Origin of the sequence: Pseudomonas sp. JQ170C (genome assembly GCF_035581345.1) — a bacterium.
Classification (GTDB): Bacteria; Pseudomonadota; Gammaproteobacteria; order Pseudomonadales; family Pseudomonadaceae; genus Aquipseudomonas.
Genome location: NZ_CP141608.1, coordinates 5,266,747 through 5,290,606, shown reverse-complemented (window position 1 = coordinate 5,290,606; position 23,860 = coordinate 5,266,747). Strand labels below are relative to the sequence as shown.

At 63.2% G+C, this 23,860-nt stretch carries 23 protein-coding genes; 11 read left to right on the top strand and 12 right to left on the bottom strand.

The genetic code is table 11. The features are described from left to right. Window positions 1–119: 119 nt before the first annotated feature. Window positions 120–992, bottom strand: coding sequence for a cation diffusion facilitator family transporter (locus tag U9R80_RS24070; RefSeq protein WP_301840004.1), 873 nt, complete (start codon window positions 990–992; stop codon window positions 120–122). Between the two features lie 25 nt (window positions 993–1,017). Continuing rightward, entirely contained in the window at window positions 1,018–1,437 is a 420-nt protein-coding gene (locus U9R80_RS24065; protein ID WP_301840005.1) for a polyribonucleotide nucleotidyltransferase, read from the bottom strand. 118 nt (window positions 1,438–1,555) lie between these two features. Here U9R80_RS24065 and hrpB point away from each other — a divergent pair, with 118 nt between their 5' ends. Then, window positions 1,556–4,084, top strand: a complete 2,529-nt coding sequence (hrpB, locus tag U9R80_RS24060; protein WP_301840006.1) for an ATP-dependent helicase HrpB — start codon at window positions 1,556–1,558, stop codon at window positions 4,082–4,084. Between the two features lie 58 nt (window positions 4,085–4,142). Here the strand turns inward: hrpB and U9R80_RS24055 are convergent, their stop codons facing one another. Next, a complete protein-coding gene (locus U9R80_RS24055) occupies window positions 4,143–4,646 on the bottom strand; it encodes a hypothetical protein (RefSeq protein ID WP_301840007.1) in 504 nt (167 codons plus the stop codon). A gap of 136 nt (window positions 4,647–4,782) precedes the next feature. Further along, window positions 4,783–5,439, bottom strand: a complete 657-nt coding sequence (locus tag U9R80_RS24050; RefSeq protein ID WP_301840009.1) for a YciC family protein — start codon at window positions 5,437–5,439, stop codon at window positions 4,783–4,785. 153 nt (window positions 5,440–5,592) lie between these two features. Here U9R80_RS24050 and U9R80_RS24045 point away from each other — a divergent pair, with 153 nt between their 5' ends. The 3 genes from U9R80_RS24045 (at window position 5,593) to U9R80_RS24035 (ending at window position 7,537) form a co-directional block, all read left to right on the top strand. Beyond that, window positions 5,593–6,333: a DUF2076 domain-containing protein gene (locus tag U9R80_RS24045; protein ID WP_301840010.1), complete on the top strand. Its 741-nt coding sequence runs from the start codon at window positions 5,593–5,595 to the stop codon at window positions 6,331–6,333. Window positions 6,334–6,434: 101 nt separating this feature from the next. After that, window positions 6,435–6,914, top strand: coding sequence for a LabA-like NYN domain-containing protein (locus U9R80_RS24040; RefSeq protein WP_301840011.1), 480 nt, complete (start codon window positions 6,435–6,437; stop codon window positions 6,912–6,914). Between the two features lie 20 nt (window positions 6,915–6,934). Further along, window positions 6,935–7,537 (top strand): 3'-5' exonuclease, encoded by a 603-nt coding sequence (locus tag U9R80_RS24035; RefSeq protein ID WP_301840012.1) that lies wholly within the window; start codon window positions 6,935–6,937, stop codon window positions 7,535–7,537. On the opposite strand, the gene U9R80_RS24030 is transcribed toward U9R80_RS24035, so the two are convergent. Further along, on the bottom strand, window positions 7,534–7,992 hold the full coding sequence (locus U9R80_RS24030) for an Lrp/AsnC family transcriptional regulator (RefSeq protein ID WP_301840013.1): 459 nt from the start codon (window positions 7,990–7,992) through the stop codon (window positions 7,534–7,536). The genes U9R80_RS24035 and U9R80_RS24030 overlap by 4 nt on opposite strands. Before the next feature lie 152 nt (window positions 7,993–8,144). Here U9R80_RS24030 and yedA point away from each other — a divergent pair, with 152 nt between their 5' ends. Beyond that, window positions 8,145–9,077, top strand: coding sequence for a drug/metabolite exporter YedA (gene yedA, locus U9R80_RS24025; protein ID WP_301840015.1), 933 nt, complete (start codon window positions 8,145–8,147; stop codon window positions 9,075–9,077). Window positions 9,078–9,152: 75 nt separating this feature from the next. Further along, complete coding sequence (locus U9R80_RS24020) at window positions 9,153–10,481, top strand: DEAD/DEAH box helicase (RefSeq protein ID WP_301840018.1); 1,329 nt, start codon at window positions 9,153–9,155, stop codon at window positions 10,479–10,481. Between the two features lie 25 nt (window positions 10,482–10,506). Here the strand turns inward: U9R80_RS24020 and U9R80_RS24015 are convergent, their stop codons facing one another. Both U9R80_RS24015 and U9R80_RS24010 read right to left on the bottom strand, forming a co-directional pair. After that, window positions 10,507–11,769 (bottom strand): TIGR03862 family flavoprotein, encoded by a 1,263-nt coding sequence (locus tag U9R80_RS24015; protein ID WP_301840019.1) that lies wholly within the window; start codon window positions 11,767–11,769, stop codon window positions 10,507–10,509. Window positions 11,770–11,918: 149 nt separating this feature from the next. Further along, on the bottom strand, window positions 11,919–12,833 hold the full coding sequence (locus U9R80_RS24010; protein WP_301840021.1) for a histone deacetylase family protein: 915 nt from the start codon (window positions 12,831–12,833) through the stop codon (window positions 11,919–11,921). 100 nt (window positions 12,834–12,933) lie between these two features. On the opposite strand from U9R80_RS24010, the gene U9R80_RS24005 reads away from it, so the two are divergent. Next, window positions 12,934–13,359, top strand: a complete 426-nt coding sequence (locus U9R80_RS24005) for an EamA family transporter (protein ID WP_301840022.1) — start codon at window positions 12,934–12,936, stop codon at window positions 13,357–13,359. Here the strand turns inward: U9R80_RS24005 and U9R80_RS24000 are convergent. Beyond that, window positions 13,325–14,173, bottom strand: a complete 849-nt coding sequence (locus U9R80_RS24000) for a phosphatase PAP2 family protein (protein WP_301840023.1) — start codon at window positions 14,171–14,173, stop codon at window positions 13,325–13,327. The genes U9R80_RS24005 and U9R80_RS24000 overlap by 35 nt on opposite strands. A 2-nt stretch (window positions 14,174–14,175) precedes the next feature. Next, window positions 14,176–14,862 (bottom strand): histidine phosphatase family protein, encoded by a 687-nt coding sequence (locus U9R80_RS23995; protein ID WP_301840024.1) that lies wholly within the window; start codon window positions 14,860–14,862, stop codon window positions 14,176–14,178. Between the two features lie 365 nt (window positions 14,863–15,227). Here U9R80_RS23995 and U9R80_RS23990 point away from each other — a divergent pair, with 365 nt between their 5' ends. The 4 genes from U9R80_RS23990 (at window position 15,228) to U9R80_RS23975 (ending at window position 19,658) form a co-directional block, all read left to right on the top strand. Beyond that, complete coding sequence (locus U9R80_RS23990; protein WP_301840025.1) at window positions 15,228–17,411, top strand: TonB-dependent receptor; 2,184 nt, start codon at window positions 15,228–15,230, stop codon at window positions 17,409–17,411. Window positions 17,412–17,551: 140 nt separating this feature from the next. Continuing rightward, window positions 17,552–18,121, top strand: a complete 570-nt coding sequence (locus tag U9R80_RS23985) for a GNAT family N-acetyltransferase (protein ID WP_301840026.1) — start codon at window positions 17,552–17,554, stop codon at window positions 18,119–18,121. A gap of 77 nt (window positions 18,122–18,198) precedes the next feature. Beyond that, a complete protein-coding gene (tesB, locus tag U9R80_RS23980; protein WP_301840028.1) occupies window positions 18,199–19,068 on the top strand; it encodes an acyl-CoA thioesterase II in 870 nt (289 codons plus the stop codon). Beyond that, window positions 19,065–19,658 carry an HAD family hydrolase gene (locus U9R80_RS23975; RefSeq protein ID WP_301840029.1) on the top strand — a complete coding sequence of 198 codons (594 nt, stop codon included), beginning with the start codon at window positions 19,065–19,067 and terminating at the stop codon, window positions 19,656–19,658. Before tesB ends, U9R80_RS23975 begins: the two co-directional genes overlap by 4 nt. Window positions 19,659–19,722: 64 nt before the next feature. Here the strand turns inward: U9R80_RS23975 and U9R80_RS23970 are convergent, their stop codons facing one another. The 3 genes from U9R80_RS23970 to U9R80_RS23960 all read right to left on the bottom strand — a co-directional run bounded on the left by U9R80_RS23970 (window position 19,723) and on the right by U9R80_RS23960 (window position 23,749). Continuing rightward, a complete protein-coding gene (locus U9R80_RS23970; protein ID WP_442964924.1) occupies window positions 19,723–22,194 on the bottom strand; it encodes a TonB-dependent siderophore receptor in 2,472 nt (823 codons plus the stop codon). Window positions 22,195–22,300: 106 nt separating this feature from the next. Continuing rightward, a complete protein-coding gene (locus U9R80_RS23965; RefSeq protein WP_301840031.1) occupies window positions 22,301–23,248 on the bottom strand; it encodes a FecR domain-containing protein in 948 nt (315 codons plus the stop codon). Beyond that, a complete protein-coding gene (locus U9R80_RS23960; RefSeq protein ID WP_301840032.1) occupies window positions 23,249–23,749 on the bottom strand; it encodes a sigma-70 family RNA polymerase sigma factor in 501 nt (166 codons plus the stop codon). Between the last annotated feature and the right edge of the window lie 111 nt (window positions 23,750–23,860).

The following is a 23,860-nucleotide window of genomic DNA, read 5'->3' as shown; positions in this document are numbered from 1 at the left end:
GCGGGATCGCTACCTGTGTGGTCGCTGGGCCGAGCAACAGCTTAATTACCGGCGTGCGCTGGCGAAGTGTCTGGCCGAGCGGGGCATAAGGCAGTAGTAACTTGTCTGGTAGCCCGGCGTTACGGTACCGGGTCGGCGTGCACCAGCACTTCTGCCCTGGGGTATTTGCGATGAATCGCCGCTGCCGCCTGGTCGCACAGGGCATGGGCCTGGGTCAGCGGCAAATCGCCCGGTAGCTCCAGGTGCAGTTGCACGAACCAATGGCTTCCCGACACCCGGGTGCGCAAGTCGTGGGCGCCGCGTACACCCGCCACGCTGCAGGCCAGCGCCAGCATCTGCTCGCTGATGTCGGTGGGCAGTTCCTTGTCCATCAGGATCGCGGTGCTCTCCCGGGCGATCTGCACGGCACTCCAGAGGATGTACATCGCAATACCCAGGCCGAAGAAGGCATCCAGTTGCGGCCAGCCCAGGCGCGCCAGCACCAGGGCAATCAGAATGCTGCCGTTGAGCAGCAGGTCGGAGCGGTAGTGCAGCGAGTCGGCGCGCACGGCGGTGGAGCCGGTGATGCGGATCACCCTGGCCTGAAGCATCAGCAAGGCCACGGTCAATCCGAGTGACAGCAGCATCACGGCAATGCCGATGGCGGTGTCGCCCAAGGGTTGGGGATTTTGCAGGCGCTCCACGGCCTGTACGCCGATCAGCACCGCACTGACCCCGATAAACAACGCCTGGGCCATCCCGGCCATGGCTTCGGCCTTGCCGTGGCCATAGCGGTGATCATCATCGGCCGGGCGCAAGGCATAGTGCACGGCCAACAGATTGAGGAACGAAGCGACCCCGTCGAGCGCCGAGTCGGTCAGGCCGGCCAGCAGGCTGACCGAACCGCTGAGCCACCAGGCCACGGCCTTGGTGAGGATCAGGATACTGGCCACCGCCAGCGACGCGCGGGTGGCCAGGCGCAGCAGACGTTGATGTTCAGCCGAAGGGGTCATGCTGCCGGGGGCTTCCTTTCAGTGCTCAGGCGGCGGGCGTGAGGCCGTACATGGCCAGTTGCTCGACGCTGCCCTTGTGCTGGATCAGGCGCGGGTCGTTCAGCGGCAGGCGCTGGCCCAGTTCGCTTTCGAGGATAGCCTGCAGCTTGCTGTTGTCGACCTTGCCGTCGGCGCCAATGGCCTGGTTGAGCTTTTCAGGGGCCACGTGTGCGGTGGTGCCGCCCGGCAGGTAGATGGCCCCGGTGGCGAAGTCGATGCCGAAGGCGATCAGGCCCGGAAGCACATAGAACAAGATACCGATGGCATCGAGGGCCGCGACCACCGGGTCGATCTTGCCTTCGATCTGGCCGCGTCGGTCAGGGAAGAAAATCGTGCCGCAGGCCGTCAGTTGAGTCAGCAGGGTGGCGACCAGAACGCCGCCGATGACGCGGGAGGGAATACGCATGGAAATCTCCGGAATGAAGGCCTCAAAGATACAGGCAAAGAGCCGGTATCTACAGCTAAGACCATGATAAGGCAGGCTCGGTTCGCCGTTATACTCGGCGCATTGTTTGAGGACCACCATGAATTCATTACCGATCGATGCCGTACTGCCAGCCTTGCGTGATGCCTTGCGCCTGCGCCACGAAGCCGTGCTCGAAGCGCCACCCGGCGCCGGCAAGACAACCCGCGTGCCGTTGGCGCTGCTCAATGAGCCGTGGCTGGGCGGCCAGACCATTCTCATGCTCGAGCCACGCAGACTCGCAGCCCGCGCGGCGGCTGAACGGCTGGCCAGTGAACTGGGCGAGCAGGTCGGGCAGACCGTCGGTTACCGGATACGGCTGGACAGCAAGGTTGGCCCCAATACCCGTATCGAAGTGGTGACCGAGGGCATTCTCACCCGCCGCTTGCAGGCGGACCCGGCACTGGAAGGCGTTGGCCTGCTGATCTTCGATGAGTTTCACGAGCGCAGCCTGGATGCCGACCTGGCCCTGGCCCTGAGTCTCAATGGCCGTGAGTTGCTGCGCGACGAGCCACCGCTGAAGATCCTGCTGATGTCGGCGACGCTCGAAGGCGAGCGCCTGTCGAACCTGCTGGCCGAGGCGCCGGTGATCAGCAGCGAAGGGCGCATGTACCCGGTGGATGTGCGCTGGGGGCGGCCGTTCCAGCCGGGCGAGTTCATCGAGCCGCGGGTAGTCGATACCGTCTTGCAGGCCGTTGCCGACGAAAGCGGCAGCTTGCTGGTGTTTCTTCCGGGCCAGGCGGAAATCCGCCGGGTGCATCAGCAACTGCAGGATGCCCTCGGCGAGCGCCCCGACATTCTGTTGTGCCCCTTGCATGGCGAGCTGGACCTCAATGCCCAGCGCGCCGCCATCGATGCCGCGCCACCGGGTAAACGCAAGGTGGTGCTGGCCACCAACATCGCCGAGACCAGCCTGACCATCAATGGCGTTCGCGTCGTGGTGGATGCGGGGCTGGCGCGGGTGCCGCGTTTCGATCCGGGCAGCGGTATGACCCGGCTGGATACCCAGCGGATATCCCGGGCCAGCGCCACCCAGCGGGCGGGGCGGGCGGGGCGTCTGGAGCCGGGCGTGTGCTACCGCTTGTGGTCCGAGGCCCAGCACGAGCAACTGGCCGCGTTCGGCAGTGCGGAAATTCTCCAGGCCGACCTTGCCGGCCTGGCCTTGCAGCTGGCCCGCTGGGGCGTGACCCCGGAGCAGCTGCGTTGGCTCGACCAGCCGCCCGCAGCCGCCTATACCCAGGCACTGGATCTGTTGCAGCGCCTGGGTGCATTCAAGGCCGAGAGCCAGGACAGCCTCAGTGCCCACGGCCAGGCCATGGCCGAACTGCCGGCCCATCCGCGTATCGCCCATCTGTTGTTGCGTGGCCAGGACCTGGGGCTGGCGAGCATGGCCTGTGATGTTGCCGCGTTGCTCGGTGAGCGCGACATCCTGCGCGGTGGCGGTGCCGACCTGCACAGTCGCCTGGCCCTGCTCAGCGGTGAAGCCCGCGCGGCAAGGGGCGGGCAGGGTGGCGTGCAGCGTGCCCGGCAACTGGCCAGGCAGTATCGCGGCTATCTGCGTGGCAAACCGGGCTCAGCGGTCGCAGACCCCGAGCATTCGCGCTGGCTGGGCGCCTTGCTCGCGTTGGCCTACCCGGACCGGGTCGCCCAGCAACGGCGCGCCGGGGGTGGTGAGTATCGCTTGGCCAATGGCCGGGCAGCGCAGTTCGGTGAGCCGGATGCGCTGATGAAGCATCCCTGGTTGGTGGTTGCCGATCTGGGCAGCCGCCAGGGGCAGCGTGAAGAGCGTATTTATCTGGCCGCAGACTTCGACCCGGCACTGTTCGACGGTGTCCTGGCCGAACAAGTGCGTAGCCTCGACATTCTGGATTGGGATGAGCGCGAGAATGTGCTGCGTGCCGAGCGCCAGCGCAAGGTCGGTGAACTGGTGCTCAGCCGGGAGCCCTTGACTGGCCTGGACGAAGACGCCCGCGCCCGGGCCTTGCTGGAGCTGGTGCGGCGCAAGGGGCTGGAGTTGCTGTCGTGGACCCCTGAACTACGGCAGTGGCAGGCCCGGGTGGCCTTGCTGCGCCAACTGGACCTTGAGGCAGGCAACCGCACGGACTGGCCCGATCTGAGTGACGCCACCTTGCTGGCGACGCTGCCGGACTGGCTGCAGCCGTACCTGGGCAAAGTCACGCGCCTGAGCCACTTCGCTCAACTCGACGTGTCGTCGATCCTGCGTAACCTGCTGCCCTGGCCTCTGCCTCAACGCCTGGACGAGTGGGCGCCGACGCACCTGAGCGTGCCATCGGGTTCAAACATTCGCCTGGACTACAGCGAGACGCCACCGATTCTGGCCGTGCGCCTGCAGGAGCTGTTCGGCCTGGCCGATACCCCGCGTATTGCCCAGGGCCGTCAACAGGTGCTGCTGCACCTGTTGTCTCCGGCGCGTCGTCCGGTGCAGGTCACCCAGGATCTGGCCAACTTCTGGCGCAGTACCTACACCGAAGTGAAGAAGGATTTGAAGGGGCGGTATCCAAAGCACTACTGGCCGGATGATCCGCTGGTAGCTGAGGCAACGGCACGGGCGAAGCCGCGCAAGGTCTGAACGTTGCACTGCGGCCACCAGGGGATCAGGCCTGGAGGTCGTGTGCCAGTCGATGGCGTCAGCCGATACGTCTGACCAGAAACTCGCAGGTTTCGCCTTTTTCGACATTCAAGTGGTAGAAGGCGCCAGTCTTGTAGTGCGGGGCGTCGGGGATGGCTTTGACACGGTGTCCCCGGTGGTCGCGCCAGTGACAAAGCAGATCGTTTTCGCGCCAGTCCAGCGGCTCGAGTTTCCAGTAGTCCTTGATCTCGGCATGCGCGTACAGGCCCAGGTAGCCATTACGGCTGCTGCCGAGCCGCTTGGCAGCATCCTGCCCGGTACCGAGGATGTGGAAGTGCAGGCGGTTTTCGGCGTGTGAATGAAAGACGAAATTGAATGCGGGGGAGTCTTCGTTTCCGCCGGCCTGGAGCCAGTCGTATTCCGGGGCGAAACCCCAGGTGAATTTGTCGCGGGTCTGGCTGAGGCGCAGGGGGATTTCGCGGCCCTTGTCGAGCATGTAGATCTTGCCGAGAAACGACTCGATCGCATCGGTCTGCAGCGTGGTTTTTTGATCGTCGCCCATGGGGAAACTCCTTTTCCGTTGATTGTCAGGTTCGATGGTGAGCAGCGCCGGGCTGCACAAACGCACCATAGAAACCTGACAATCGGGATGGGAGGCCGAAGGCTTTCTTAGCGAGTGATCGCTGCCTGGCGGCGGATCAGGCCGTCGCGTTGGCCTCGATCAGCATGAACAGGCGGTACAGCACCACCGTGCTGAACAACTGCAGGAAGCTGTTGAGGCAGTCGAGGGCAAACTGCACGCCGCCCTGCGGTTCGGGGAACGCCATCATGAGCAGGCCGTCGATCAGCCACAGCGGCGCCAGAACCGCGAGGACGCAGATCAGGATGCGCCAGAAGTTGCCTGTGGTCATGCGCGCGCTCTCGCGCATGGCGGCAATGACCGGCAGGCCACGCAGTACCAGCAGGTATTCGGCGAACACCAGGTTGATCATCACCCAGATGCCCGGCAGCACGAACAGGGCGACACCGGCCATGATCAGCAGCGAACTGATCATGATCAGCAACGCCAGCGTCGGCCACAGTTGCAGGGCCCTGGCGAACAGGTCGCGCTTGGGCGGTGCTTCACCGTTGCTGCGGGTGTCGAGGTAGAGGATCAGCGCGGCGCTGTAGATCGGGTAGAACAGCAAGCTGACCAACATGCCGTAGGCCGGCGAGGGTTTTTCGCCCAATTGGCTGTAGAGCAGTTGGGTACACAGGGTTTCGAGCACCACCAGCGGCAGGCACAGCTGCACGATGCTGGTCAGGTGGCGGCGGAAAAAATACAGGGAGTCGCGCAAAACGCTCAGCGGATTCATCGGTCAACATCGCATGGCAGAAAAAGCAGGGCGTAACTGTAGCCCAGCCGCTCTCCAAGCTGAAGAAAGTTTCATCCCGACTTGTGTTGAATCCGCGTTCCAGACGCCCCATTTTCAATGAGGCCGAATTTTCCGGCGTGTATGAGGTTGCCCATGAACAGCGAAGAACAAACCCTGATCGATGGCCTGTTCGGCCGACTCAAGCAAGCCGAGGACCCCGCCGTGCCTCGCGATGCCCAGGCCCAGGCGCGTATCGCCGAGCACCTTGCGCAACAGCCTGCAGCGCCGTACTACATGGCCCAGGCGATCCTGGTTCAGGAAGCCGCCCTCAAGCGCCTGGATGAGCAGAACAAGCAACTGCAGGCCGAACTGAATCAAGCCAGGGCTCAGTCGACGGCCACCGCGCCGAGCAGCGGTGGCGGCTTTCTCTCCAGCCTCTTTGGCAGCAGCGCCCGTGATCCGCAGCCGGCCCAACCCCGGCCCCAGGCCCAACCGGCGACAAGTGGCGGCGGCTGGCGCGAGCCATCGCGCTCGTTCAATCAACCCGGTTTCACACCACAGCAAGGTTTCAACGCAGCGCCCGCTCCCGCAGCGCGCAGCGGCGCCAGCAGTTTTCTCGGCGGCGCCTTGCAGACGGCCGCCGGGGTGGCCGGTGGCGTCATGCTGGCCCAGGGCATCAGCAGCCTGTTCAACCACAATGCGCAGCCTGAAGAGGTGGTCGAGGTGATCAAGGAAGAACCGTCACCTGCCAGCGATAGCGGTGGCTGGGGCAGCAATGACGATCAGCGCCTGACCGCCGACAACAGTTATGGCAATGAGCAGGGAGGCTTGATGGACGCCGATTACGGCAACGATGACGGTGGATTCTTCGACGGTGACGACAGCTTCGTGTGACCTTGCTTACCCGCACTGCTTCCAGGCTGGCATACTGGGCGCCGAAACGGCCCCGGTGTGCGGCGGCCGGCAACAGCGCCGTGGCGCCATGAGGATAAGCGGTGAAGAAGATCGCGGTATTCGCCGATGTGCAGAACCTCTACTACACCGTGCGCCAGGCCTACGGCTGTCATTTCAACTATGCCGCGCTGTGGGCCGATATCAGCCAGCACGGGCAGATCGTCGAAGCGGTCGCCTATGCCATCGACCGTGGCGACAGCAAGCAACAGCAGTTTCAGCAGATCCTGCGCAACCTGGGCTTCACGGTCAAACTCAAACCCTACATCCAGCGTAGCGACGGCTCGGCCAAGGGCGATTGGGACGTGGGGATCACCCTGGATGTGATCGATGCCGCTGCCCGGGTCGACGAAGTGGTCCTGGCTTCGGGCGATGGCGATTTTGACCTGTTGCTCGAACGTGTCATCAGTCGCCACGGCATCCAGGCGGTGGCCTACGGCGTGCCGGGGCTGACCGCCAATTCATTGATTCGCGCCGCGAGCCGCTATGTGCCCATCGAGGGCGCCTTGCTGCTCAAGCACTAGGTTCTACAGAGGTCGCTTTTTTGGAACGTATAGCTGTCATCGACTTTGAAACCACGGGCATCTCGCCGGGCGCAGGCTGCCGGGCGACCGAAGTGGCCGTGGTCATGCTCGAACGCGGGCGCATCGTCGAGCGCTACCAGAGCCTGATGAACGCAGGATTGTCCGTGCCGGGCTTCGTCGCCAGCCTGACCGGGATTACCACCGCCATGCTGCGCAGCGCGCCACCCATAGCCCGGGTGATGAACGAGGTGGCCGAGTTCGTGGGCGATACGCCGATGCTGGCTCACAATGCCTCGTTCGACCAGAAGTTCTGGGACTACGAACTGGCGCAGATCGGCCGCAGCCGCAGCCAGCGCTTTGCCTGCTCGATGCTGCTGGCCCGTCGGCTGATGCCGGCAGCGCCCAATCACAAGCTCGGCACCCTGACCCGCTGGGCCGGGCTGCCAGACACCGGCACCGCCCACCGGGCCATGGCCGATGCCGAAATGGCTGCCAACCTGGCCCAGCACCTGGCCGGGCAACTGCGCGAGCAGGGTATCGGTTCGCCTTCCCACACGCTGTTCTGCAGCCTGCAGAAAGTCCCGGCGGCGAAGATTGGCGAAGCGCTGAAGGCCTACCGCTAGGCCTTCTTGCCGTTGTGCTCCAGGTGACCCAGCGGCACTCGCCGCTCCACCGCGCTGGAGAGGATGATCGAGGTCTTGCTGAAACCGAACTGGGCCACCCGGTTGATCAACTCTTCCAGCTCCGGCATTGAGCCCACGGCCGCCTGCATGATCACGCAAGGATCCCCCGTTACCCGATGACACTCGGTCAATTGCGGGATCTGGGTGAGTTCTTCGTAAGTCTGCTGGTTACCGTGGCTGGCCAGGCGCAGCTCTATCACGCACTGGATCGGCAGGCCGATCTTCTCCAGGTCGACCTTGGCCTGGTAGCCGGTGATCACCCCGCTGGCCTCAAGCTTGGCCACCCGCTCAGCAACGGCAGGCGCCGACAGATTGACCTTGCGAGCAAGCTCGGCAAAAGAGGCGCGGCCATTTTCCAGCAGGGTGCTGAGCAGCATTCGATCGTACTTGTCCATGAGCTTCCGGAAGTAGGTTTGGAATCGATGGTTTTTGGCCTGAACAAACGTGCTTTCAAAAGTGTACTGCTCGTTTAAACAGGTTTTGTAACTTAAGTTTACGGTCGTGCCTTTCTAAACTAATCCCCCGACAATTAAAACTCGAGCCCCCCATGCCTGCCCCTCGTCGCTTTCCGCTGGTGTTGATCGGCGCCTTCCTTGCCTTGTACCTGGTGTGGGGTTCGACCTACCTGGTCATCCGCATTGGCGTCGAGTCCTGGCCACCGCTGCTGATGGCGGGCGTGCGCTTCCTGATTGCCGGTACCTTGCTGTATGGCTTTCTGCGCTGGCGCGGGGTGCCGGCGCCCACCTGGCCGCAATGGCGCGCCGCGGGCATCATCGGCGTGCTGTTGCTCAGCTGTGGCAATGGCGGTGTGACCCTGGCCGAGCATGCCGGCGTGGCCTCGGGTGTCGCGGCCCTGGCGGTGGCGACCGTACCGTTGTTCACCTTGCTGTTCGGCCTGTTCTGGGGCCATCGCAATACGCGTCTGGAATGGGCAGGGATCTGCCTCGGCCTGGTCGGTATCGCTCTGCTCAACCTGGGTTCCAACTTGCAGGCCAGCCCGGCTGGCGCCGCATTGATCCTGTTTGCCGCCGCGTCCTGGGCCTTCGGGTCGGTCTGGAGCAAAACCTTGCCGCTGCCCCAGGGCCCCATGGCCAGTGCGGCGGAAATGCTCGTGGGCGGCGCCGTGCTGTTGCTGGGCAGCGCCCTGAGTGGCGAGCGCATGACCCAGATGCCGACAGCGGCCGGTTGGGGCGCGTTGGCTTACCTGGTGTTCTTCGGTTCGATCCTGGCCTTCAGCGCCTACATGTACCTGCTCAAGCACGTGCGCCCGGCGGCGGCCACCAGCTATGCCTACGTCAACCCGGCGGTGGCGGTGATGCTCGGCATCGTGTTTGCCGGCGAGCAGATCGGCTTTGAAGAATGCGTGGCGATGGCGGTGATCATCGGGGCGGTGGTGTTGATTGGCCTGCCGCAATGGCGCAAGCCGGCTACCGAAGCAGCCAAGCCGCAACCCCAGACACAAGGCGAGCTGTGCAAGTGATCGAGGTTTGTCAGGAAGGCGGTGGCCGAACAAGGTAAACTGCCGCCATTGCTGAATTCCCCTGACGGTACCGCTATGACATTCGCCAAACTCGGCCTGATTGAACCCTTGCTGCGCGCGCTCGAGCGCCTGGACTACAACACCCCGACGCCGGTCCAGGCCCAGGCCATTCCTGCCGTATTGGCCGGCCGTGACCTGATGGCCGCCGCCCAGACCGGCACCGGCAAGACCGCGGGTTTCGCCTTGCCGCTGCTGCAGCGCCTGACCCTGGAAGGCGCCAAGGTCGCCAGCAACTCGGTGCGTGCGCTGGTGCTGGTGCCGACCCGCGAGCTGGCCGAGCAGGTACACAGCAACATTCGCGATTACGCCGAGCACCTGCCACTGAGCACCTATGCCGTTTATGGCGGCGTCAGCATCAACCCGCAGATGATGAAACTGCGCAAGGGCATCGACTTGCTGGTGGCCACCCCGGGGCGCCTGCTCGACCTGTTCCGCCAGAACGCCGTCAAATTCAACCAGCTCCAAGCCCTGGTGCTTGACGAAGCCGACCGCATGCTCGACCTGGGCTTTGCCGAAGAGCTGCGCGCCGTTTATGCCGCACTGCCGGCTCGCCGCCAGACCTTGCTGTTCTCGGCGACCTTCTCCGACGAAATTCGCCAATTGGCCGAGCAGACCCTCAACGATCCGCTGAGCATCGAAGTCAGCCCGCGCAACGTCACTGCCAGCACCGTCAAGCAGTGGATCGTGCCGGTGGACAAGAAGCGCAAGCCGGAGCTGTTCAGCCACTTGCTGCGCAAGCAACGCTGGAAGCAGGTGCTGGTGTTCGCCAAGACGCGTAACGGCGTCGATCAGTTGGTCGAGCGCCTGCGTGGTCAGGGTGTGAACGCCGATGGCATTCATGGTGACAAGCCCCAGGCCACGCGCCAGCGCGCGCTGGACAGCTTCAAGGCGCGCGAGATCCAGATCCTGGTGGCCACGGACGTGGCAGCCCGAGGCCTGGATATCGACGACCTGCCCCTGGTGGTCAACTTCGATTTGCCGATCGTGGCCGAAGACTACATCCACCGCATCGGCCGCACGGGTCGCGCCGGTAACACGGGCGAAGCGATTTCGCTGGTGTGCGCCGATGAAGTGCAGTTGCTGTCGGCCATCGAGACCCTCACGCGCAAGACCTTGCCGCGTCATGAAGAGCCGGATTTCATTCCCGATCACAAGGTACCGATGACCGATGCCAGTGGTCAGGTGCTGAAGAAACCGAAGAAGCCGAAAAAACCCAAGGAAAGCAGCAAGCGCAGCCTGGGCCGCTGGATGGACAGCGGCGATGCACCGGCGGCAACGCCTGCGGCCAAGCCGGTGCGCAAGGTGCCGACCTTCAACACCGGGCCGCGCAAGCGCAAGCCTTGAGATGAATCGCCGGGCAAGCCCGCTTCTACACGCCTGTAGGAGCGGGCTTGCCCCGCGATGCGATCCAGTCCAGCACGCCAAGCCCCGCCTTGCGCCCACTGGCAAAACACGCCGTCAGCAAGTACCCCCCGGTCGGCGCTTCCCAATCGAGCATCTCACCGGCGCAGAACACGCCCGGCAATGGTGTGAGCATCAAGCGCTTGTCCATCGCCTCGAAAGCCACGCCGCCGGCCGTGCTGATGGCTTCATCCAGCGGGCGAGGGCGCACCAGCACGATCGGTAACGCCTTGATCGCACGAGCCAGCAGGGCGGGCTCGGAAAACGTCGGGGCATCGGTCAGCTCACGCAGCAACGCCGCTTTGACGCCATCCAGGCCCAGCTGGCTGTGCAGGTGCTTGGCCATCGAGCGTGAGCCACGGGGTTTTTCCAAAGCCTTCTGAATGTTATCCACCGTGCGGTTGGGCAGCAGGTCAAGCAGCACGGTGGCACTACCGGCCACATTGATCGCCTCGCGAATCTGCGCCGACCAGGCATACACCAGGCTGCCTTCCAGCCCCTGGGCGGTGACGATGCATTCACCCAGGCGCGGGGTTTGCCCGGCCAGGCTCAGGGCGATGTTCTTCAGCGGTGCACCGGCGAATTTGCTTTTCAGCAGATCACTCCAGGCCTGCACCTCGAATCCGCTGTTGGCAGCCTGTAGCGGCGCGACTTGAACGCCTTTATCCACAAGCCACGGCAACCACGCCGCATCGGACCCCAGCCGCGCCCAACTGCCGCCACCCAGGGCCAGCACCGTGGCTGCGGGTTTCAATGTCAGTTCGCCCTGTGGATAACCGATCCGCAAGGCACCTTCGGCGTTCCAGCCAAGCCAGCGGTGGCGGGTGTGGATAACTACCCCGGCATCACGCAGGCGCTTGAGCCAGGCGCGCAGCAGGGGCGCCGCTTTCATGTCGCGCGGAAACACCCGGCCGGAGCTGCCGACAAAGGTTTCGATCCCCAGGTCGTGAATCCACTGACGCAAGACATCGGCATCGAAGCCTTCGAGCAGTTCAGCAACGGCTTCGGCCCGCTCGGCATAGCGGGAGACAAAGGCAGGGTAGGGTTCGGAATGGGTAATGTTCATGCCGCCGACCCCGGCCAGCAGGAACTTGCGTCCCACCGATGGCATGGCGTCGTAGAGATCCACTGCAACGCCAGCCTGGCTGAGCACTTCGGCGGCCATCAGCCCGGCAGGCCCGCCTCCGATAATGGCAACGTGTGGGCGGTCGGCGGAGCGGGTGTCGGTCATGGTCGGCTGCAAGCTGGGAAAAAGAGCCGGCATTCTACCCCAGCACACCGCTTGGAAACACTGATCAGAAAATGTACAGCCTTCTCAAACCCAGGCGGTTAAAGGGCTCGGGCGGCTTTCACTCAGGTTATCCACAGGCGGTTCCACAGTCATTGTGAGTAACCCAGGACCCGGCTGGCGCTGTGGTGAAGGATACCGTGGCGTCGGGCAAGGGCCTGGCGGTCCTTGCTGTAACCGCCACCGATCACGCCGACCACCGGGATATCCCGGCCCAGGCATTGGCGCAGCACGTGCTCGTCGCGGGCGGCGACGCCTGCATCGGTCAGTTGCAGGTAGCCCAGGGCATCGTCCTTGTGCACATCGACGCCGGCGTCGTAGAGCACAAGATCCGGGCGGTACAGCGGCAGCAGGTAATTCAGGGCGTCTTCGACCACTTTCAGGTAGGCGTGATCGCCCATCCCCCGCGGCAAAGGAATATCCCAATCGCTCTGGGCCTTGCGCGCCGGGAAATTCTGCTCGCAGTGCAGCGACACGGTAATGGCATCCGGGGTGTCGTGAAGGATGCGGGCGGTGCCGTCGCCCTGGTGGACGTCGCAGTCGAAGATCAGCACCTTGTGTACGCGCCCGGCTTCGAGCAGGTAGTGGCTGATCACTGCCAGGTCGTTGAAGATGCAAAAGCCGGCCGGGTGGTCGTAGTGGGCGTGATGCGTGCCACCGGCCAGGTGACAGGCGACGCCATGCTCCAGGGCCTGTTCGGCCGCCAGCAACGAGCCACCGACGGCCCGCACGGTACGCCGCGCCAGTGCTTCGCTCCAGGGCAGGCCGAGGCGGCGCTGGTCTTCGCGGGACAGCTCGCCGTTCATGTAGCGCTCGATATAGTCGCGGTCATGGGCCAGGGCGAGGACGTCGTTGGGGCAGATGTCCGGGCGCAGCAACGCCTGGTCGGTGGTCAGGCCGCTGTCGACCAGGTGATCGCGTAGCAAGCGGAACTTGTCCATCGGAAAGCGGTGGTCGGCAGGGAACTCGGGGCTGTAGTCGTCGTGGTAGATCAGCGGCAGGGGCATGGCGGGTACTTGAGCAGGTCAGACGCTGATCTTGCCAGCAGCCGATGCCCTTGCGCTACTTTGTAAGCAGACCAACGACTTTTCCACAGGCGTACTCAAGATGCTGGCTTCCTGGACGTTCTGGGCGGTGCTTTCGGCCGTGTTTGCGGCACTGACGGCCATTTTTGCCAAGGTGGGCATCAGTGGCATCAACTCGGATTTCGCCACCTTGCTGCGGACCGTCGTGGTGCTCATCAGCCTGGCGCTGATTCTGTACGCCACCGGCCAGTACCAGTCGCTGAGCTCGATCTCTGCGCGCAGCTACTTGTTTCTGGTGCTGTCAGGGCTGGCCACGGGGGCTTCCTGGATTTGCTACTTCCGCGCCCTGCAACTGGGCCAGGCTTCGCAAGTCGCCCCTGTGGATAAACTCAGCGTGGTGCTGGTCGCCGTGCTCGGCGTCACCTTGCTCGGCGAACGGCTCGACCTGCGTCAGTGGGCAGGCATCAGCCTGGTCACTCTGGGCGTAGTGATGCTGGCATGGCGCTGAGGGCGGTCGCGGGTAGCGTGCGTATGCGGCGCGAAACCGGTGCCTGTAGTGCCTGACGGCCATAGAAGAACAACGCCGTTATCCAGGTGGTGAGCCAGACGAACAGTCCCGCCCAGAAGGTATGCGACATGTAATGCCAGCCTTGCAGGACGCGGGTGGTGCCATAAACGAACCCCAGCACCAGGATCGTCACCAGCAAGGTGCGGGCGTGGTGCCAGCGGTAACGCCGGGCGACGAAGTACAGGGCCAGCAAGGTGAAGCCGCTGGAGGCATGCCCACCCGGCCAGCAGCGACCGTCTCCGGCCTTGCTGAACCAGGAAAACTGCTCGTACCACTCCGTGCGCACGTGCGCGCCGCCGTACAGGGTGGTCTCTACCGGGCAATACACGCTGGTGTGGCTCTTGAGGTAGTGGATCACCGTGGTGCACAAGGCAAAGGCCACGACCACGAAGAGAAAGTCGCGCCGATGGGCTGCGGTAAAACGCAGCAGCGGGGCGATACGCGAGGCTTCCAGGAAGCGGCTGCGGGCGATCCCGGGACGTTTTGCCAACAGCGGCCAGATGCACGACAGCAGCGAGCCGATGATTGCCGCCTCGCCGGTCCAGTTCGGCAGAATCCGTGGCCACTTGTGCGTGACTTTCTCGAACCATTGATCATGCAGCAGCGGGAACTGGCCGGTGGCTGGGTCCAGCACCAGGTTGCTGATCAGCCGGTCCAGCGAGGTCAGGTCGAACAGCAGGAAAACCAGCGTGGCGAGCAGCAGCGGAATGCCCAGGTTGACCAGGTAGTTGGCTTTGCGTGAACCGACCTGCATGCTTACGTCCTTGTGCTGTTCAGGAGCTTTTGCCATTCGCCGGCATTCATCTGGCCGAGGATTCTAGGTTTGCCGTTGGCCGCGACCGAGACGAACAAGGCGCTGGCGTATTCACTGGAGCGCTCCCCGCCGGGCACATTCAACTGGCGTTCCATGTGGTCGATGCAGCCGCTGTGGGTAACCAGCACCAGATTGTGCGCTGCCGACTTGTGCGCAAGGGCCGTCCTGGCGAAGTCGCTGTCGCATTGCTGCACCCAGTGTTCACTGCCGATGGCTTTGCCGAAGATAAAGTGCGCGGTCTGCCGGGTCCTGACCTGCGGGCTGCTCATCACCTCGGCATTGTCCAGGCCGAGGTGGCGCAGGCCATGGCCGACATCGGTGGCGCTTTGACTGCCCGCCACGGTGATCCCGCTCGGGTCGCCCAGGCAGCGGTTGCTTGACCGGTCACAGCGTTCGGCGTGGCGGATCAGCACGATCACCGCGCCTTTTGACCATTCTTTGTACACACCACTGCTGCGCATTTGATTGTCGCTGCCAAGGTCCACAATTTGAGTTCTCGTTGATGCCCATGCGGTGAGGGTGGCCAGGGCGAGAACGACGCACAGGCCGATGATCATCGTTTTGGTTGAGGGCAGACGTCGTCGTCCGGACGGCGGCAGGGCGGTGTTATGAGGGGTGTTTGGCAGCATGCTGCTACTCCATGACGCGGAATCGGATCGGGTAGCAGCCGCAGGGGCAGGTGCCACGAGAATGGCCGCACTGTAGGCGGTGGCCCGTGGTGAGCAGGTGAAGTGGATGTGAAAAAAATCTTTGTGGTGCAAATGAATGGCGGGCGACGCTTTTGGCGTTGGCTTGAACAAAAAACAGGGGTGGGTTGTCAGAGATGCACTGCAGTAAGTAACCACGTGTCGGAACGGAGTTTGTAACTAAATATATGTATCAATATATAACTTCTGAAATAATATGTTACTCGACGTAAATATTGTAAATAAACTTCGTTTGATAATTGCTCGTAAATAGTATTGCGCATCATTTTCTGATGGTGGCAGTACTAATGGCACATAAAGTTGAAACAACACGTCGTTCAGAACCCGGTCATCTTTATACGGCACTTGGCTTGGCGGTAGCTTCCTGGTCCTCGGTGAGTCTGGCTGAAACCACCAATGCACCGGTGTCCAAACCTGGAACCGCATTGGAACTGGATGCCACCGATATCACCGGCAAGCATCACGAAACGTTCAAAGTCGATGAAATGTCATCGCCAAAGTTCACGGCGCCGCTGCGTGAAACGCCCAAGTCGATCACCATCATTAATGAAGCCTTGATCAAAGAACGGGCCGCCACCTCACTCACTGATGTGCTGCGCACCACGCCGGGCATTACCCTGGGCGCGGGTGAGGGCGGTACGCCGCTGGGTGATCGCCCGTTCATTCGCGGCTTTGAAGCCAGTACCGATATCCAGATCGATGGCGTGCGCGACCTGGGCCGGATTTCCCACGAGGCGTTCAACGTCGAGTCGATCGAGATTGTCAAAGGCCCGGGGTCGGCGTACAGCGGACGGGGCTCGACCGGCGGTACGATCAACATGGTAAGCAAGACCGCGAAGATGGAAGACTCCATCGGCGGCAGCGTGACCATGGGGACTGACCAGTTGTGGCGCAACACCCTCGACATCAACCAGTACCTGCCCGAGCAGGACCTGGCCCTGCGCCTGAACGCCATGAAGCACGAAGCGGACACACCGGGTCGTGATGATGTCGAAGTCAAACGCTGGGGTATCGCTCCGACCGTTACCTGGGGCTTGCAAGGCCCAACCCGGGTAACGGCAAGTTACTACCACCTTGAAACCGATGATATTCCGGACCAAGGCCACCCGATTTCACTGATCACCCAAAAGCCGGTAAACGTTGATCGCGACAACTTCTACGGCCTGGTGGATCGTGACTTCCGTAAAACTTCAGCCGACCTTGCAACATTGATACTCGAACATGATTTCAATGAAGAACTGTCGGTACGCAATACCCTGCGTGGTGGCCGTACCATGCAGAACTATGTGATGAGCCGTCCGGTATTTGCCAACGTCGCGCAAGAAGAAGCCGGGCTGGTCGGACGCGGCTTCCGCCCGCGCAATGTGGTCAATACGTCGGTCATCAACCAGACTGACCTGTTTGGCAAGTTCCAGACCGGCACTATCAAACACAGCTATGCCGCCGGCCTGGAAGTCAGCCGCGAAACCATCACCGACAAAGACAAACACGCAGGTAACAACGGCCAGCCGGCGGACCTGTACAACCCCAACCCCCATGACGGCGGCTGGACCCTGTTGCCAGGCACCGGTGAAGTCACCAGCAAGAACCAGACCGAGGTCAAGTCGCTGTATGTCTTCGACACCCTTGGCCTGCACGAGCAGTGGGACCTGAACCTGGGCCTGCGCTACGACGACTATGAAGTGAAGAATCGCGTTGAAGGCGGCGCCGAGTCGTCCAGCGAGCTGTGGAACTACCAGGTGGGTGTGGTCTTCAAGCCAATGCCGAACGGCAGCATTTACCTGTCGTACGGCACCTCGTCCAACCCATCGGGTGAGAACACCCAGTCTGGCGGTGCCGATGGCGCCGGTGCCGGTAACCTCAACGGCAACAAGGCTAACCTGGACCCGGAAAAATCCCGCAGCGTAGAGCTGGGCACCAAGTGGGACGTGCTCAACGAGCAGTTGTCGCTGACCGCCGCGGTGTTTCGCACCGAGAAAACCAATGCCCGGGTAACCGACCCGATCACCGGCCTGGTGGCGCTTGATGGCGACCAGAAAGTGACGGGTATCGAGCTCGGCGCAACGGGCCGTATCACCGACGCCTGGGCGGTCTGGGCGGGCTACACCTACCTGGACGCCGAAGTGGTTAAGTCGGGCGGCGATCGCAGCAACGACGGCAACCAGTCCAAGTTCATCGCGCCCAACAGCTTCAGCGTGTGGAGCTCCTACGACATCACTGACCGCTGGATGGTCGGTGCAGGCGCCAACTACATGGACGAGCGCTACATGAACGACGCCAACACCATCACCGTGGATGACTACTGGCGCTACGATGCGATGGTTGGCTACAAGGTCAACAAGAACCTGGACCTGCAGCTCAACGTCCTGAACCTGACCGACGAAACCATCTACGACGCATCCCACGTCGGCTTGTTCGCGACTGTGGCGCCGGGCCGCTCGGCCGAGCTGACCGCAAACTTCAAGTTCTGACGCTTCCCGCCCCCGAATGTCTCGACCGTACCGGCGCTGGCCGCACGGTCGAGACGCTGAATTTTCTCATTGCCTGATCGCCACATCTCCTACGTCTGCCTACGCTGTAGACTGCAGGTGATGTGCTTCAGGAGCAGGCAATGACCCCCATACTCGAACTGGAAAGCGCACGCCTGGTGCTGCGCCAATGGCAGGACGACGATCTTGCCGAGTTCTCCGCCCTGTGCGCCGACCCACAGGTGATGCGCTACTTTCCCGCGCCGCTGACACGCCTGGAAAGCGCTGCTCTGATCGGCCGCATTCGTGGCCACTTCAATGAATACGGTTACGGCCTCTGGGCGCTGGAGCGCAAGGACAGCGGTGCCTTCATCGGCATGACCGGGTTGCTCAAGGTCAATTTCCAGGCTGACTTCACCCCGGCGGTGGAAATCGGCTGGCGCCTGGCGCGTCGCCATTGGGGCCTGGGGTTTGCCAGTGAGGCGGCCTGGACCAGCCTGCGCTGTGCCTTTGCCCAACTGGGCCTTGAGCAAGTGGTGTCGTTCACCACCGAGAGCAATCTGCCGTCACAGAAGGTGATGCAGGCCATTGGCATGCAGCAGGACCTGGCTGGCGGTTTCCTGCACCCGAAACTGCCCGAGTTTCATCCCCTGCGCCCGCACGTGCTGTACCGCATCAACCGGGCCCAGTGGCAGCAAACGCTGCGCGGCTGAATTGCACAACATACGGGTGGGTAATGACAAACCCTGTATCATTTGTCGCAGTTGCGCATAGCTTTGGAGAATTGTGAATGAGCCACGTGTTGGACGATCTGGTCGACTTGCTGAGTCTGGAAGCCATTGAGGAAAACCTGTTCCGCGGGCGTAGTCAGGACCTGGGTTTTCGCCAGCTGTACGGCGGCCAGGTGCTGGGCCAGTCGTTATCGGCTGCCAGCCAGACCGTCGAAGAGGCGCGTCATGTGCACTCGCTGCACGGCTACTTCCTGCGCCCGGGCGATGCGGCGATGCCGGTGGTGTACTCGGTTGACCGTGTGCGCGATGGCGGCAGTTTCAGCACCCGGCGGGTAACGGCGATCCAGAAGGGGCAGCCGATTTTCACCTGCAGTGCGTCGTTCCAGTACGACGAAGAGGGCTTCGATCACCAGACGCAGATGCCAACCGTGGTGGGTCCGGAAAACCTGCCGTCGGAAGTGGAGCTGTTCCAGCGTATCGCCGACCGCCTGCCCGAGTCGATCCGCGAGAAGATGCTGTGTGCCAAGCCGATCGAGATGCGCCCGGTCACTGAAGAAGACCCGTTCAATCCCAAGCCGGGCGATCCGGTGAAGTACATCTGGTTCCGCGCCGACGGCACCTTGCCGGATGTGCCGGCGCTGCACAAATACATGCTGGCCTATGCCTCGGACTTCGGCCTGCTGACCACCTCGCTGCTGCCCCACAGCAAATCGGTGTGGCAGAAGGACATGCAGATCGCCAGCCTCGATCACGCGCTGTGGTTCCACGGCAACCTGCGCGCGGACGAGTGGCTGCTCTACGCCATGGACAGCCCCTGGGCCGGAAACGCCCGTGGCTTCTCCCGCGGCAACATCTACAACCAGGCCGGGCAGTTGGTGGCTTCCTCGTGTCAGGAAGGCCTGATCCGCCATCGCAAGGACTGGGCATGAGCCTCAAGGACATTCGTCACTGGGTCTTCGACATGGATGGCACGCTGACCGTGGCGGTGCATGATTTTGCCGCCATTCGCGAAGCGCTGGAGATCCCGCCTGCCGACGACATCCTCACCCACCTGGCCGCGTTGCCTGCGGCAGAAGCCGCGGCCAAGCACGCCTGGTTGCTGGAGCATGAGCGTGACCTGGCGATCGGTTCGCAGGCCGCCGCTGGCGCGGTGGAGTTAGTGCGCGAGCTGGCCGGGCGCGGATGCCAGCTGGGCATCCTGACCCGCAATGCCCGGGAACTGGCCCACGTGACGCTGGAGGCCATCGGCCTGGCCGACTGCTTTGCCGAACAGTACGTGCTGGGGCGTGATGAAGCACCGCCCAAGCCGCATCCCGGTGGCTTGCTGAAACTAGCCGAGGCCTGGGACGTGGCGCCGGCCGAGATGGTCATGGTGGGTGACTACCGCTTCGACCTGGATTGCGGTCGAGCGGCGGGCACCCGGACCATTCTGGTCAACCTGCCGGACAACCCCTGGCCGGAGTTGACCGACTGGCATGCGGCGGATTGCCGGGCCTTGCAGGGTTTGTTGCGTGGGTGACTGGACTTGATCGCGGGGCAAGCCCGCTCCTACCGGTAGGAGCGGGCTTGCCCCGCGAACGTCATCAGAAGTCCCAGCGCGTGGTCAGCATCACGTTGCGTGCTTCACCGTAATAGGTGGTGTCGAAGTTGCCCAACCCGCTCAGGTAGCGCTTGTCGAACACGTTGTTGGCATTGAGCGTGAAGCTCAGGTGCTCGTCGTACTGATAGCGGGTCATCAGGTCGACCAGGGTGTAGCCGCCTTGCTTGATGTAGGTGTAGTCGTTCACCGCACCGCTGTAGATCTTGCCGTAGAACGCGCTCTGCCAGTTCACACCGCCACCGACGGTGACCTTGTCCATCACCCCCGGAAGGCGGTAGGTGGTGAACATCCGTACCAGGTGTTCCGGCATGCTGGTGCTCATGGGGAAGCCATAGATGCGCTGCTCGTCGGCATCGCGGGTGCGGGCGTAGGTATAGCCGGCCGACAGGTTCCAGCCCTCCATCAGCTCACCGGCGATCTCCAGCTCGATCCCCTTGGTGGTCGCACCCTCGCCAGCCTTGTAGATGCCTTCGTTGGTGAACGGGTTGGTGCCGACCGACTCGGCGACGTTGTCCTGCTCAATGCGGAAGACGGCCAGGCTGGCGTTGAGTCGGCCGTCGAAGTACGCCGCCTTCAAACCGGCTTCGTAGCTGTCGCCTTCAACCGGGTCCAGGGTCGAGCCGTTGCTGTCCTTGTTGGTCTGTGGCTGATAGATCGAGGTGTAGCTGGCATACACCGAGTAGGTGTCGTCGAGGTCATACACGGCGCCGGCGTAGGGGGTGACCACGCCATGCTGTTTGTAGCTGGCCGAGTTGTCCTGGAAGATCGGGTTCAGGTCATCGTAGTTGTAGTCGTCGTGGTACTTGAAGGTGCTGACCCGGGTGCCGAGGATCAGCGAAAGTTCGTCGGTAGGGCGCAGGCGAGTGGCGATGTAGGCACCGTTCTGGCTTTTCTGCTGCTCGTACTTGCCGTTCTTCGGGAAGTCGGGCACGCCGATATCGCCTTTCCAGTCGAAGATGCTGCCCGGCACCATGGCGAACTCGCTGGTGTCCCAGGTACTGCCGGTCTGGCGCGAGTGCGCGGTGTTGAAGCCCACCACCAGGTCATGCTGGCGGCCGAACAGGCTGAACGGGCCGGAGAGGTTCAGGTCGGCGCTGTTTTGCACCCGATGGCCTTCCCAGCGCCCCCAGAAGAAAAACATACCGTTGCCGTCACGGTCCGGGCTGCCGCCACTGGCCGAGGCCAGGCGGGTGTCGTGGTCGCTTTGCAGCTGGTTGACGCTGAGCTTGAGCGACCAGTCATTGACCAGTGCCTGCTCCAGGGAGGCGAAGTAGGTGCGGTTCTGGAAGTCGCGACGGCTCCAGTCGGCACCCGGGTTGAACGAGCGCGAGAAGTCGGTGCGGCCGCCGTCGGTGTAGTACACCGGGTTGCCGGTCCAGGATGAGCCACGCGGGGTGGTGGTTTGCTGGTCGATACCGACGGTCAGCAGGGTATCGGGGGTGATGTCGGCTTCGAGGATGCCGTAGTACACCTCTTTTTTCTGCTGATAGTGATCCTGGTAGCCCTGCTTGTCCTGTTGCGCGCCGACAAAGCGGCCACGCAGCGTGCCGCTGTCATTGAGCGGCCCAGACACATCACCCTCGCCGCGATAGTTGTCCCAGCTGCCGGCGCTGCCGGCCAGCGAAGCCTGGAACTGGGCGGTGGGCTTCTTGCGGATCAGGTTGACGGTGGCGGACGGATCGCCAGAGCCCGTCATCAGGCCGGTCGCGCCCTTGAGCACTTCGACCCGGTCGTAGATGGCCATGTCGACATGGGCGGTGCCTTCACCGTACACGCCGTCATAGATGGTGTTGACGCCGTCGTACTGGTAGTTGGTGATCACCAGGCCGCGGCTGGAAAAGTCGACCCGGTCGCTGTCGTAGGTCTGGCCTGAAACACCGGGGGTGTTGCGCAATACGTCGGAGATGCTCTGGTCGCCCTGGTCGTCCATCTGCTGGCGCGTGACCACGGTGATCGACTGCGGCGTTTCGCGGATCGACAGGGGCAGCTTGGTTGCGGTGCGGGTCGCTGCCGTGGTGTAGGAGCCGGTGTTCTCGGTGGTTTCACCCAGCACTTGGCCGTTGATGCTGGTGGCCCCCAGTTCCAGGGCACCGCTGCTGTTGACCGGGACCAGCACATAACCGCCGTTGCTCTGGCGCTGGGCCTGCAGGCCGCTGCCCTGCAGCAGGCGCGCCAGGCCTTCTTCCACCGAGTAGTTGCCTTGCAGCCCGGCCGACTGACGGCCCTGGGTCTGGCGAGCATCGAACGACAAGGTGATGTTGGCGCGGGTGGCGAACAGGCTCAGGTTGGTACCCAGCGGGCCCGGAGCGATCTGGAATGCGGTGCTGGCGCTTTGCGCCTGTGCCTGGGCCGGCAGCATCGCCAGCATCGGCAGCGGGGCCAGGGTCAGACCAAACAGCGCCAGGTGAACGGCGCGAACCAGAGGGCGGGGCGCCCGTGGGCAAATGCGGGTCATGCAGGTTTTCCTTCGATTGGCTGGGCAGAGGGGCAGCTTGAATGTGCTGCTTTACCTGCGTAGCCGAATGAGAATGAAAATCGGCAACCCCATGGGTAAAAATTGTTCAGGCAGGTTCGATGCTGACCCAGTAGCGAGTCAGGTAGCGCACTTTGACGGGCAACGAGGCACTGAGGTTTTCCAGAATGGTGTCGGTGTCGTCGATACGAAACGCACCCGACAGGCGCAGGTCGGCAACGTCGCCTGCGCAGCGCAGTACGCCCGGGCGGTAGCGGCGCAGTTCGCTGACAAAGTCGGCCAGGCGCCACTCGATCACCGTCAGCATGCCTTGTGTCCAGGCACCGCTGCCGGGGGCCGCTGTGAGGGCGGGGCTGATGCGCTGGTGGTCGAAGTGGGCGGACTGACCGGCATCCAGGCGCAGCATCAGCAGCGGGTTATCCACAGGGCGGATCTCCACGGCGTGTTGCAGCACGCTGACCTGGCTCCGGCCATCGTCGCTGCGCACGCTGAAGCGCGTACCCAGGGCACGCACGCGGCCTTCTGCGGTCTGCACCTCGAAGGGGCGGGCGGCAGGATCGCTGGCGGTCTGCACCATGATCTCGCCACGGTACAGATGCACCTGGCGATACTCGCCGTCGAAGTGGATATCCACGGCGCTGTCGGTGTTGAGTTCAAGCTGGCTGCCGTCGCTGAGCCTGACCTGCCGACGCTCGCCCTTGCCGGTACGCAGCTCGGCCATCATTGCCTGGCCCGGGGTACTTTCACGCACGGCCCAGCCGGTGGCGCCGACGGCCATGAGCATGGCCAGGGTCTTGAGCACCGCGCGCCGACGGGCACGGACCCCGGCCAGGGTCGGCAAGGCGACATCGGCAGGCAGGTTGCCCAGCTGTCGTTGCAGCTTCTCTACCCGGGCCCAGGCCTGGGCGTGGGCCTGGTTCTTGCCCAGCCAGTCTTGCCAGGCCTGGAGCTGGGCTTCGTTAGGCTGTTTGGCATTGAGTTGCACGTACCAGGTGGCGGCGGCTTCCAGGGTGCGGTAATCCAGGGGCTGGGCCATTCAGTCGTCCGTCAGCAGCAGGCAGTGGGTCATGGCACGGATCAGGTGTTTCTTCACCGTGGTGACCGATACGCCCATGCGCTCGGCAGTCGTGACGTAGTTCAGGCCCTCCAACTGGACGGCCAGGAAGATCTGCCGGGTTCGTTCGCCCAGGCCATCGAGCAGGGTATCCACGGCCACCAGGGTTTCGAGGATCAGCAAGCGGGTTTCCGGCGAGTCGGCGAGCCGCTCGGGACGGGTCGCCAGCTCGGCGAGGTAGGCCTGCTCGAGGGCCTTGCGGCGGAACTTGTCGACCATCAACGCATGGGCGATGGCGCCCAGGTAGCTGCGCGGTTCGCGAATGGCGTGCACATTGCGGGCGGTCAGCACTCGGATAAAGGTGTCCTGGGCGAGGTCCGCGGCATCGCTGGCATTGCCCAGGCGGGCGCGTAGCCAGCTCTTCAACCAACCGTTGTGTTCGCTGTAGAGCGTATGCAGGGCAGCGTGATCGGGAGCAGACATGAACGGCACAACCAATGCGGTAATTGATAATTAGTCGCATTATTGTAGTTTGTCAGGATGTTTCGCAAGAGGCGGCGCTTGACCTGAGTAAAACCTGGGCAAAGACTGAAC